Origin of the sequence: Pseudomonas sp. NBRC 111124 (assembly GCF_001320245.1) — a bacterium.
GTDB lineage: Bacteria > Pseudomonadota > Gammaproteobacteria > Pseudomonadales > Pseudomonadaceae > Aquipseudomonas.
This window is the reverse complement of sequence record NZ_BCBA01000039.1, coordinates 47,422-60,399: the sequence shown is the minus strand read 5'-3', so window position 1 is coordinate 60,399 and position 12,978 is coordinate 47,422. Positions and strand designations below refer to the sequence as shown.

Below are 12,978 nucleotides of genomic sequence, written 5' to 3'. Positions count from 1 at the left end.
GTTGCAGGAGTGTATGACGTGAAAATAGATCGGCCTTTATGGGCGTCTGGAGTGGTGTTGTCTGCGCAGCAGTTTCAACAGCAGGCCCGCTTTGAATCGTGGACAAATCAGAGTATTGCCTCACTGGCCCTGGTTCACCCCTGGGGCATCCGCCATGTGGCGTTTGATGCAGAGGCGCTGAGGTTGGGCAAGCTGATGGCCACTCGGCTTCAGTTATGCCTGCCAGACGGTACTTTGATTGACACCGATCGGTTTGATCGACTGCCCGGTGCCCTGGAACTCTCTCGGGCAGTGTCCGGTGATATCCAGACGGCCACGGTTGTGCTCGCTTTGCCACTGGAACAAGCCAATGGTAACAACTGCCTGTTTGAGGGCGACAGCGCCGAGCGGCCAGTCAGATATCACCAGGTATGGCGTGATGCCAAGGATCTCTACACCGGTGAAATGCAGTCAATCAGCGTGCTCGAACAGGCGCTGACCTTGCGTCTGGCTGACGACGATAATGCGGATTACCTCACGTGCCCGGTGGCCCGTTTGCTGCCTGATGGCCGGGACGGGTGGGTCATGGATGATACCTACATCCCGCCCTTGTTGAGGTTTGATGCTCATGCCGGGTTGTTGCTTCAGCTCGACAACTTGCTGACCCAGCTGTCCGCCAAGCGCGAGCGGTTGATGGGAATGCGTCGGGAGAGCAACCAGCGCATGGCGGATTTTGCAGTTGCGGATGTCACGTTGTTCTGGTTGCTCAATGCGCTGAACACGTATCAGCCTGTGCTGGCTGACCTGAAAGCGCAGCCTGGTCGGCATCCGGAACAGGTGTATCAGCAGTTGGTGAAGTTCGCAGGTGGTCTGCTCACCTTCTCCTTAGACCAGCACATAGAGGACATACCTGCCTACCAGCACGCAGATCTTGAAGCGGTTTTCCCGCCGTTGATGCGTACCCTTTCTACATTGCTGGAGGCGAGCCTGCCGTCACGTGTGCTGGCCTTGATCCTGGACGCACGCAGCGCCAACCGTTGGCAGGTTTCCCTGAGCGATCCACGCTTGCTTGAGCCGGAAGGTGCTGACTTCTATCTCTCGGTGCGCTGCCGGCTGCCGGCCATTCAAATTCAAAGCCAGTTCCCCCGGCTGTGCAAGGTCGGTTCCCCCGATGATGTGGACCATCTCGTCAATGCGGCGCTCGATGGCGTTCCTCTGAAACCCTTGAGCCATGTGCCGGCGGCAATACCGCTGCGTCTGGAGAATCAGTACTTCGCACTCGACCTTAGCCATGCAAAAGGGCGTGCGATGTTGGCTGATGGGGTCTGTGCGCTCTATGTTCCGAGCGTGTTTCAGGATGTCCAGCTCGAATTGTTCGCGGTGCTGCGCTCATGAAACGTGCGACACAAATGAACGCCGCAGCCAAGGTGGATATCGACGCGCTGATGCAGGATACCTATCTGCTGGTAGTCGAGTTGCGACACGGTACCGAGGCGCACAGTAGCCCGCAGCTTTGGTCGCGTTGTGTTGCGGATGTCGAGCATGTACGCGCCATGCTTCAGGAGCGTGGCCTGGATCGTCGTAGCATCGATTTGATCAGCCACGCGCAATGTGCGCTGCTGGACGAGACGGTGCTTGCTTGCGCGGAGGGTCGAGCCCATGAGGATTGGGCGATGGAGACCTTGCAGGCAAAGTTCTTCGGCAGCCACCAGGCGGGTGAATCGCTCTACGAAGATATGCGCACTGCGCTGCGCGAGGCCTCTGTGCACCCTCACGTACTCACCGTATTTCATCGAGTCCTGATGCTTGGATTCCTAGGTCGCTACCGAGAAGTCAACCATCCGGAGCGCCAGCAATTGTTGACTGCCATCTCTGCGGAGGTGCCGCCTCTGGTCACAAGCCAGTCGTTGGTCATCCGGTTAGGCACTGGTCCGCGGATGCCGATGTGGCATTGGTTGTGCTCTCCTCTGGTTCACATCGTGATGGCCGCTGCGCTGTTGGTAGGCGCCTGGTGGGGGCTTGATAACGCGTTAGATGAGGCAGTGGCCTCTCTCTTGCCGGTGCAGGAGTGAGCGTAATGCCGGGGATACACAGACAAGGGCTTTGGCTATGGGCCGGTGCGCTGTCCTTGTTGTTGATTGCCACGTTGCCGCTGGCTGCAGCGGTTCAAGCCATCGCGGCTCTGCTAGTCAGTGCTTTGGTGATGGTGGGTTGGCGCCGGATATCGCGTGCTACCGGAGAACGTACACAGCTGCAGTGGAGCAGCGGTGTCAGCCTGCCTGCTGGATCGTATCGTCATCCCGTTGTTCTGGTGGTCGGTGATTGCCTGGCTGAACTGTTTGAGGCCTCGTCTGCCGAGCAGTTGGCTCCACGAGTAACAGGGGAGGGGTGTTATGTGCCAGTGCCCGACCTTTCGAAGTTGCCCGCAACTGTAGCCGATCTCTTGCTGGAGCGGCCAGAGTGGGGTGGGCAGCTCAGCATCATGTGGGTCGTGACCCCCAGTGCCCATACAGACGGCGCAGTGCTTGCGAACCAGATACAAAGCTTGTGCCACCAGGTTGCGATCCTGCGCAAGCGAGGTACACCGCTGCCGCTGCTGATTGTGAGCTATTTCCACAGCGCGAGCGGGGCTTCGCCCTGGTTCAGCTGGGAGGCTGAAGAGACGAGTGTGCGAGTACGAGAGGCGGGTGAATGCCTGAGCCTGTCCGAATGGCAGCGCAGGGGCAAAGATCCTGAGCACCAGGCTGATCGACTACGCACCACGGTGCAGTTGAACGCTGCCGTCGGTTGGCTGAACGAAGCGTGCTTGCCGGAAATGGACATAGGAAATCCCCATCAGGGGATCGCAACTGCGCTCACCCTTGCGGTTGCATTTGTTCCCAGGACTGAGGGGACGCGAGACGGCAATCTTTGGCACCGTTGCCTCCAGCAGCGGACCGGCCTTTCCTACATTCGTGATGGGGCTAATCACGCAAGCGCGTCGTTACCTTTTCCTGATGCACTGCTTCATTTGCTGCCCGGCAGGGCTCCGCACAGTCCGCGAAGCAGGGCTGTGGTGATTGGGGTCTGGTTGTTCGTGCTAGCGGCTTGCGTCGCATTGATCAGCTCGGCGAGGCAGAACACGCTCTTGATACGTCAGGTCACCGATGATTTGCGACGCTACAGCACCGCTTCGCTGAGCCCCGATTCGGCCAGCGTATCGCAGCGCCAGGAGGCATTGATGGTGCTTCGCCAGGATGCGCAGCGCCTGGATCACTACTACCGCCAGGGTGAGCCGTGGTCACTCGGTATCGGGCTGTATCAAGGCGAAAGATTACGTCCGTCACTGCTGGCGGCGATCAACGGCCACCGCATCCCGACCGTGCCTCAAGGCGTGCCTGACAAGCACCGCACGGTTCGCCTGGACAGCTTATCGCTGTTCAACAGTGGCAGCGCGCAGTTGAAGCCAGAGTCGACCAAGTTCTTGGTGAATGCGTTTGCGGGCATCAAGGCTCAGCCAGGTTGGTTGATCGTGATCACGGGCCATACGGATGCGACGGGCAGTGACGAACAGAACCTGCGCTTGTCGCGAGCACGCGCCGCTGCGGTTCACGACTGGATTCAACACATGGGTGACATACCCAGCAACTGCTTCGCAGTACAAGGCTTGGGGGCGAGTGAGCCTGTTGCAAGCAACGACACGGAACAAGGACGGTCGGCCAATCGCCGAGTTGAAATTCGCCTGGTGCCGGAAGCGGGGGCTTGTCAGTCCTCGACTACGGCCTCGGGATTGCAACCCCTGTCGCACTCCGCGACTCCTAACGCTTGAAATGAGGAACTTCTAAATGGCTATTCCTATTTACTTGTGGCTTAAAGACGATGGTGGAAGTGAGATCAAAGGCTCTGTCAATGTCAATGGTCGTGAGGGCAGTGTTGAGGTGCTCGCCAAGGATCATAAGATTTATACCCCTACGGATAATAATACCGGGAAATTGACGGGAACTCGGGTTCATACGCCATTCGTATTCGTCAAGGAAGTTGATGCGTCTAGCCCTTACCTCAATAAGGCCGTTACGACGGGGCAGACGCTTAAGGAGGCGTTATTCAAATTTTACAACATCAATGACGCAGGTCAGGAGGTTGAGTATTACAGTATAAAACTCGAGAACGTAAGAGTTGTGGAAGTTACGCCGAAAATGCACGACGTTAAAGATTCGGAGAAAGAAAAGCATAACCACTTGGAGTCGGTCGCGCTGCGCTACGAAACGATTACGTGGAAATACAACGAGGGAAACATTATCCATTCGGATTCTTGGAATGAGCGCCCTAGCGCCGCTGCCGCTGGATAAAACCTGGCTGTCAGCCCTGGTTGGTTGACAGCCTCCAGTGTATTGGGTTGAGCGTCCGTGCGCGGGCGTTCAGCCAAGTACACCTCAGAAATTCAGACGCGCTCGCACTTGTGGCGACATGCTGATCATTGACGACAAGGATGCCCTGTATGGCACACGATCCTACCCGCTTGCTACGCCGGCTCAACGCATATTGTACTCAAGCACTCACGGCAGCAGCATCGCTATGCCAGGCACGTGGGCACAGTCATATCACTGTTGAGCATTGGCTGTTGAAGTTGTTTGAGCAAGGTGAAGGTGATCTGGTGGTTATCGCCCGTCGATACGGGTGGGATGTGGAAGTCATCTGGCAAGGGTTGCTTGAATACTTCGATACGTTGCCGCGCAGCGTGCTCAACAAACCTCAGTTGAGCGGTGAGCTGCAGCAACTGATCACCAATGCCTGGTTGCTGGCATCGTTGGATCGTGATTGTGAGCAACTGCGGTCCGTTCATTTGCTCGAGGCGCTATTTGAAACGCCAAACTTGCTTGAATGTTCAGCTGCTTGGCCTCTATCGAGCATCGGTCCAACGCAATCAAAGCAAATGAAAACGCTGCTTGAATTCGATTCGGAAGAAGGTCAACCGGAGCAGGCGTCACTGTTCCAGTCAAAAGTGTCAGATGAGCCTAAGACCGTTGTCGCCTCACGGGGTGATGCGGCATTGCTCGCGATCCTTGACCAGTTCAGCCACGACGTTACTGCCAAGGCAGCAGCGGGGCAGATTGACCCGGTGTTCGGCCGCGACGATGAGATCCGTCAGGTGATCGATGTGCTGAGCCGTCGGCGCAAGAACAACCCCATTTTGGTAGGCGATCCAGGTGTCGGCAAAACCGCGCTGGTCGAGGGGCTGGCTTTACGCATCGCCAGCGGCGATGTCCCCGATAGCTTGAAACCGGTGTGCATCCGTACGCTGGACCTGGGGTTGCTCCAGGCGGGCGCCGGGGTCAAAGGCGAGTTCGAACAACGCTTGAAAAACGTGATCGATGCCGTCCAGCGGTCAGAGACTCCGGTGCTGCTGTTCATCGATGAAGCCCACACCTTGATCGGCGCTGGCAACCAGGCTGGGGGCGCAGACGCGGCGAATCTGCTGAAGCCGGCCCTGGCGCGTGGCGAGCTGCGCACCATCGCAGCCACCACCTGGAGTGAGTACAAGCAGTACTTCGAGCGCGATGCGGCGCTGGAGCGTCGCTTCCAGATGATCAAGGTCGATGAGCCGGATGATGCCAATGCCTGTGTGATGCTGCGAGGGCTCAAAGCACGATATGCCAGCTACCACGGCGTGCATGTTCAAGACGCCGCAGTGCAGGCGGCGGTCAGCTTGTCCCGGCGCTTTCTGACGGGGCGCCGCCTGCCAGACAAAGCGGTTGATCTGGTGGATACCGCCTGTGCTCGGGTCCGCATGAGTCTGGACTGTGAGCCTCACGCACGGGTCCAGCTGAAGTCGCAAATGACGGCGCTGATTGCCGAGCAAAGGGCGCTGGAAGAGGATGCGCAGCTGACCGGCAATGTGGCTGAGCCGCGCCTGGCCAAGATCAATGCACAACGGGCCCAGCTTGAAAGCCAGCAAACCGCGTTGGAGCTGCAATACCAGCAAGAGCTCGATCTCACCCATCAGCTGCTAGAGGCTCGCCAGGCCGAGCAGGTCGATACGGCTGCCTGCGCTCAGCTTCAACAAGACCTCAGCCACGTGCAAGGGAGTCGGCCACTGCTGTCACTCGACGTGAGCGCACGCAGTGTGGCTGAAGTGATCGCAGACTGGACGGGCGTGCCTCTCGGCAGCTTGCTGAAGGACGAACACGCCAGCTTGTTGAACCTGGAAGATCAGTTGGCCGAGCGTGTTGTTGGTCAAGACCCCGCGCTACTTGCACTTGCCCAACGGTTGCGCGCCGCCCGAACGGGCCTCACTGACGACAAAGCACCGATGGGCGTATTCCTGCTGGTCGGGACCAGTGGTATCGGCAAGACAGAGACGGCCCATGCATTGGCCAGCAGCCTGTTCGGTGGCGAGAAGTCATTGATCACGCTGAACATGTCTGAGTACCAGGAGGCGCACACCGTCAGCCAACTCAAAGGTTCGCCGCCTGGCTATGTGGGCTACGGTCAGGGCGGGGTGCTCACCGAAGCCGTCCGCCAGCGCCCCTATAGCGTGGTGTTGCTGGATGAAGTCGAGAAGGCTCACCGTGATGTGCTCAACCTGTTCTATCAGGTGTTCGACCGCGGCTTCATGCGGGATGGAGAGGGAAGGGAGATCGATTTTCGCAATACCGTCATCCTCATGACGTCCAACCTCGGCAGTGACCTGTTGCAGGGTTGTGTCGAGCGGCAGCCAGATACTGAAGACGCCGCACTTCATGAACTGTTACGGCCAGTATTGCGCGAGCACTTTCAGCCTGCGCTATTGGCACGCTTCCAGACCTTGATCTACCGCCCACTGGATGCCGATGCGTTGGAGCGCATTGTCGCGATCAAACTCGATCAAGTCGGCAAGCGGTTACAGCGTCACTATGGATTGCGGTGCGAGGTTGACGGCTCCCTTCATGCAGCCTTGGTGGCTGCCTGCCTTTTGCCCGATACCGGTGCCCGCAACATCGATAGCTTGCTCAACCAGCAGATCCTGCCGGTGCTCAGCCAGCAGTTGCTGCAGCGCCAAGCCCTCGGTCAGCCAACACAAGCTGTGACGCTCGGGTACTGCGAAGACACCGGCATCAGCTTGAGCATCGTGGATGAACACGATCCAGCGTTGCTGGCTGCCGAGGGGGCTTGATCATGGCTATGCCAATAATGGGTGCCACCCATAACCACTACCAGCTTGAAGTCGAGGGCCTTGCCGCCGAGCTCGATGTGCTGTCGTTCAACGGCAAAGAGGGGCTGAGCCAACCCTTCAACTACACCATTGCGTTCACCTCCCCGGAACAGGATATCGAGGCGGCGCAAATCCTCGGGAAAGATGCCAGCTTCTACCTGGGCAAGTCTCAGCCCACCGCCGAGCACTCAGTGACCAACGCCGCTTCACGCACGCTGCATGGCGTGATCAGCGGTTTCAAGCGTGTCTCCGGCTCCCGTGATGAAGCCCGCTACCAAGTCACACTTGAAGCGCACCTGGCATTGCTCGGGCGTGGCAAGCAGTACCGGATCTATCAGCATCAGTCCGTACCGGAAATCGTCGAAAGCATCCTGCGCAGTCGCCATCAGCTGGAAGGGCAGCACTTCGTGTTCGACCTGGCACGCGAATACCCCAAGCGCGAACAGGTCATGCAGTACGGCGAGAGCGATCTGAGCTTCATCAGCCGTCTGCTGGCGGAAGTCGGCATCTGGTATCGCTTCTCCCACGACGATCGGCTTTACACCGATGTGGTCGAGTTTCACGACCATCAGCGCCACTACCAGTTCGGCATCCAACTGCCGCATCGCCCCCTGTCGGGTTTGACCAGCAATGGCCAGGACGGCGTATGGGCGCTGCAGGTTGAGCATCAGGTGGTGGAGCAACACATCAACGTGCGTGCCTACCACCACCGGGACGCAGCCGCCTTTCTGGATGGTGAAGTTGACCAGAGCCGCGGCGACACCACCACGTACGGCGAAGGCTACCACTACGGTGAACCCTATACCGCGCTGGGTGACGCAATTGACCAGGATGAGGACCTGCTCAGCGAAAGCGGTTACTTCTATGCGCGCCTGAATCATGAACGCTTTCTCAACGACCAGACCCGTTGCAACGGTGTCAGCAGCAGCGTGACGCTGGCCCCAGGGCAAGTGCTGACGGTCTCTGACGGGGCGCCACAGGTCTTCGAACCTGGCGTGGTCATCACCCATTTGACCGTCGAGGCAGCACGCGACCGTAGCCTGGAAGCCAAGTTCGACGCGATTCCCTACTCGGAGACGATAGGCTTTCGGCCGGGATTGCTGGGCAAGCCACAGATTGCCGGTACGGTGCCGGCGCGGGTCACCAGTACGCAAAAGAACGATCCTTACGGCCATATCGATATGGAGGGACGCTACCGGGTCAATTTCCTGTTCGACCGGGACACCTGGCGAGCAGGCGAGGAGAGTGTCTGGCTGCGGCTGGCACGCCCCTACGCCGGTGACACCCATGGCCTGCACCTGCCGCTGATCTGCGGTACCGAAGTGGCGGTGGCGTTCGAGCAAGGCGACCCGGACCGGCCCTACATCGCCTATGCCTTGCACGACAGTGAACATCCCGACCACGTGACGCTGCGCAACTATAAACGCAATGTGCTGCGGACCCCGGCCAACAACAAGTTTCGCCTGGACGATACGCGTGGGAAGGAGCACATCAAGCTCAGTACGGAGCACAGTGGCAAGACTCAACTAAATCTCGGGCATCTGGTCGACGCCGATCGCCGGCCACGCGGGGAGGGCGCGGAACTGCGCACCGATGGGCATGCCGCGATCCGTGGCGGCAGTGGCATCTTCATCAGTGCTGATGCTCAGCCTCAAGCCCAAGGGACAATGCTGGAGATGGGAGCAGCGTTGGCTCAGCTCAATAACGCTCTGGCATTAGTGAACGCACTGGCGCAAAGCGCAGCTGTGTCGGGAGCATTACCAGCTGATAATCAGGCCCAACAGAGCCTGCGGGAGGCATTGGCGCGGCTCAAAGATGCGGGACTCCTTGCCTCGGCACCTGCCGGGATAGCTATGGTTACACCTGCAAACATCCAACTATCGGCAGAAAACTCTATTACAGCTACGGCTGGTGATAGTGCTGACTTCAGCCTATTCAAACGTTTTAGCGTGGCCGCAGGTGAGGCAATCAGTCTGTTCGCCCAAAAGTTAGGGCTCAGATTAATTGCGGCTCGTGGCCCTGTGGACATTCAGGCACAAAGCGATGCGATGACGTTACAAGCAGACAAGGAACTTGCTTTAAATAGCAGTAATGGCGAGATCGTTCTCAATGCTCAGCACGGCATCACTCTGGTTAGCAGAGGTGCCTATATCAAGATAAAAGACGGATCTATTGAGATCGGTGCCCCGGGTGAACTGCATATCAAGAATGACAATATCGCTTGGGGAGGCACTGCCTCATTGGAGAAGGCCCTGGTACCGATGATTCTGGAAGATCCTGTTTACAGCAATCCCATGCAAGGTGGCTTTCAAGTTAGAGATAAAGTCAGTGACCAGCCAAAACCTTACGTACGGTATCGTATTGAAGCTGCCGATGGCAGCGTGCTGAGAGGCATGACAGATGGGAATGGTTATACACAATCCCACTATGGAATTGATCTTCAAACCATAAAGTTATTCTTTGAGTAACTTCGGAGTGATAGGAAATGGGCGGAGCGGATATCTCAGTAGCAGAGAGCAGGATTTGCAAAAGTAAACCCGTTGTAGTGGTTCATCATCAATCGGTACAGTGTTATTTTTGTCCGGAAACCGAAGAGTTGGTTTTTATTGCTGACAGTGAGGCTGCAGAGTTTGAGGCGCATTGGAAGGAAATGCAGCAGTGTGTAAATGATTTTCATCAGGAGAAAATCAATTACTCCGTTGCAATTGAAAAATATGGAATTGCTGCAGAAACCACAGCAGCGCCTGAGGCGTCATTTCATGACGCTGTAGTGCAAGCTGAGAAAAATTTAGAGTTGAAGCGAGAAAAGTTAAAAGAAAAAATTGGTGAGTTTTCTACCCAAGACATGAAATATAATGATGTTGTGGAGCTCGTTCCTGTTAGTGGTCAGTCTGCTAAAAGAAAAGCGGGTGAGAAACGAGCGCCTGTAGTTTATGTAAAAAAAGGTTACTACAGTAAAGGCAAGGATGGCAGAAAACTCCATACTGTGTCGTTGAAAAGTAGTGACAAGAAAGGCGGCGCTGAAAGTATCTTTGAGCGACGCAGTGATGGAAAAATTCGACGCATAGACGACAAGAAGCTTAAGAGGCAACTTGCCGGATTGAATTGGCCAAAAATAAAAATTGATCTGAAGGATGTTGTCAAATGGGCAGGCCTTGGTTTTGATCCTGAGGCGCTGAGTATGGATTGTTCACTTTTTGACTGGGCGGATAGCTGGAATGCTGCCGCACAATGTGAGGCAACGTGGGGGGGGCATATTGATTTTGAGGGCGGAGCACAGTTTATGCGCTTTGTTTCCAATTTCGGCGCAAATGTTGAAATTGATCCACGTAAGCAACAGTTCTCCATCAAAGCAGAGGGTGGCGGCAGCTTAACTGCGGCTGCCGGCATAGCGTCCTTTTCAATTTACGCCCCGGATCGCATCGGATGGGCGCTTACAGTTAACCCCTCTGATGAGAACGGAGTCCCGTTTGATTTAGGGATGATGCGCCTAAGTTTGAACGTTCGCTTGGCCGCATTTATTGGAGCGACGCTTCAGGTGGAGGCTCAATTCCAGGTAGTCAGGAGTGGTGACCAGCAAACCGTCATGGGCCAACCTGGTCGTTTGAGACCTTTCAGTGAAAGAAAAAGCAAAGCTTACGATTTTCATAAGCAGATGAGCAGTGAAGATGAAGGGATAAAACTTTCGGCAGAAGCTTTTGCGGGTGCGAGGGCGGAAGGAACACTGACGGGATCACTGCAATGGTTAAAGCCGACAGCGGCAGGGGAAACAAATGGCGGTATATTGGAGACTACTGGAGAGTACGTCGATTTTTGTAAAATAGGACCCAGTATTGCAGGGTTGGCGGGGGTGGGTGCCGGCTTGAGTTTTCATTGTACTTTTATTAATGGGAAGTTTTGTTTTCATTTTGCAGCCTCTCTATGCAAAGGGGCGGGTGCCAAAGGTGGCTTTATTTGTGAGGTGGATGGCAATACCTTTCTGGAGTTTGGTGCTTGGTTGATTTATCAATTGAATGAAAGGAATTATGGTTTTTTTAGAGTTATGGATGAGGATGCATTTGAAGTGTATACGAAGTATTGTGTTATGCAAATGGAGGTCGTTGAAGCTAATGTATATGAGTATTACTCACTCGTAAAAAAAACAATTGAAAACATTGCAGACGATTTCACAAAACAGGTTGGTGAATTGGCTGATGAGACGAAGAAGAGTATTGATGCTTCGAGACGACGGAATCAGTTAGCTAAAAATGTTATCACTCGACAGTTGGATCTGTTGCGCTACACACCTGAAGCTAAGGGTATATTGCTTCACCTTCTAACGCGTCATGGTAAGTGGGATAATATAGATCCAGGAAACATCGGGTTTCTCGATCGCTACGGCGAACGAAAAGAGGCGGTGCTTTGTGTGCTCAGAAGTATTCAGAGCAAGCCGGAGTGGCATAAAGTATTGTCTCGTGTCAATGCGCAAGGGAATGGCCCATCAGAGGGATACGATGAGTTGGACGCCGTCGAGCGGCATGAGCGAAGCTTGGTAGACTTTCTTGAGTTAGGGAGGGATCGAGACAGAGAATTCTATGAAATAAAATATGAGCGAAGCGAATTGGCCATAATTTATGATCGGTTGAAGGAGTTTGGTTCTTCTGGTTATGCGCTCGCTATGAATGATACAGTCTATTATAAGCTAAACGTTGGTCGTAATCCGAATTACCCGCGACGCTGCAAGTTTGGTCCTTGTAGTGCGGATATTGTCTGAGTAAATCTAATTGGAGTGGTCGTGAAGATTTTTAAGGTGTCTATATTTTGTTTGGTTTTTTTGAGTTTGTCAGGCTGTGACCAGTTGGCGAGCGGAGTTGATTATAAGGACCTCGGGATAACGCCGATAGAGATGAAGCATTTTGTCGAAGAAGTAAAAAGGGACTTGGTGTTTGTTGAGGGGGGTGAATATTTGATGGGGGATTATGGCTTAGAGTATGGGCCGGAGCAAATGTCTTATGATAGTGATGGAGATAGCCGGCCAGTACATAAGGTCAAGTTGAGTACCTTTTCTATTGCAAGATTTAAGATCTCGAATAAAGAGTTTGAGATGTATCTTAAAAGCAGTGGTCTTAAGTTGCGTTCTTTTGAAGTGGGGGGGATACAGGAAAAGTGGAAGAACATTAATTCTTTACCTAATTTGCCAGCGCATATGGACTGGTATGAAGCCGACCGCTATTGCAACTGGCTGGCTAAAGTGTCCAATCTTCCTTTCTCATTACCCACTGAGGCCCAGTGGGAGTACGCGGCACGCAGCCGCGGGCAGTTTTTGATGGTGGCCACTGATGACGGTACTTATAAGCAGACAAATGATGGTTTTACTAAATATGGGGGAGGGCCGAAAGGAATTAACATTTCTACTTCTCGAGATCGTAGGGAGTTTGCTAGACAAATGGGGTGGAGCACGAAGGGGCTCACGCCCTTGCCGGTAGACAGGTTTCCTCCCAATCCGTTGGGCCTTTATGCCATGTCGGATAATGGGCTGGAGTGGGTTAAAGATTGGTATGACGAAAATTATTATCAGTACTCCCCTGAAATTGACCCCCAGGGGCCGGAGACACCCGTTACCAAGGACTACTATGGCCGGGATACAAAAGTTGCACGTGGTCAGGCATATGCCAATCCAAGCTGGGGAGGAGGAGTGAATGTGCACAGAACCCCTGAGAATCCGCATGGTTATGCATTTGAACATAAACTGATTGTGTTGGGCGATAAAACGGCTAGGTGCGTTGTTAATAGTGACAGTCGGATTGAGTAGCGGTGAGCTCAATATTTCAGGGGGCATTTAAATTTGG

General features: G+C 54.8%; 8 protein-coding genes. All 8 read left to right on the top strand.

Annotated features, from left to right (window positions below):
• The first annotated feature begins 18 nt into the window (after positions 1 to 18).
• Positions 19 to 1,374: a type VI secretion system baseplate subunit TssK gene (gene tssK / locus APH28_RS16000; RefSeq protein ID WP_060510924.1), complete on the top strand. Its 1,356-nt coding sequence runs from the start codon at positions 19 to 21 to the stop codon at positions 1,372 to 1,374.
• Entirely contained in the window at positions 1,371 to 2,051 is a 681-nt protein-coding gene (tssL, locus tag APH28_RS15995; protein ID WP_060510922.1) for a type VI secretion system protein TssL, short form, read from the top strand. Before tssK ends, tssL begins: the two co-directional genes overlap by 4 nt.
• A gap of 56 nt (positions 2,052 to 2,107) precedes the next feature.
• The gene (locus APH28_RS15990; RefSeq protein WP_256249632.1) at positions 2,108 to 3,787 is read left to right on the top strand and encodes an OmpA family protein; all 1,680 of its coding nucleotides are present in this window, start codon (positions 2,108 to 2,110) and stop codon (positions 3,785 to 3,787) included.
• A gap of 16 nt (positions 3,788 to 3,803) precedes the next feature.
• The gene (locus APH28_RS15985; RefSeq protein WP_060510918.1) at positions 3,804 to 4,307 is read left to right on the top strand and encodes an Hcp family type VI secretion system effector; all 504 of its coding nucleotides are present in this window, start codon (positions 3,804 to 3,806) and stop codon (positions 4,305 to 4,307) included.
• A gap of 149 nt (positions 4,308 to 4,456) precedes the next feature.
• The gene (gene tssH, locus APH28_RS15980; RefSeq protein ID WP_060510916.1) at positions 4,457 to 7,111 is read left to right on the top strand and encodes a type VI secretion system ATPase TssH; all 2,655 of its coding nucleotides are present in this window, start codon (positions 4,457 to 4,459) and stop codon (positions 7,109 to 7,111) included.
• A gap of 2 nt (positions 7,112 to 7,113) precedes the next feature.
• Complete coding sequence (locus APH28_RS15975; RefSeq protein ID WP_060510915.1) at positions 7,114 to 9,618, top strand: type VI secretion system Vgr family protein; 2,505 nt, start codon at positions 7,114 to 7,116, stop codon at positions 9,616 to 9,618.
• 17 nt (positions 9,619 to 9,635) lie between these two features.
• A complete protein-coding gene (locus APH28_RS15970) occupies positions 9,636 to 11,903 on the top strand; it encodes an ATPase (protein ID WP_156340897.1) in 2,268 nt (755 codons plus the stop codon).
• 21 nt (positions 11,904 to 11,924) lie between these two features.
• A complete protein-coding gene (locus APH28_RS15965; protein WP_060510911.1) occupies positions 11,925 to 12,941 on the top strand; it encodes an SUMF1/EgtB/PvdO family nonheme iron enzyme in 1,017 nt (338 codons plus the stop codon).
• Positions 12,942 to 12,978: the final 37 nt, after the last annotated feature.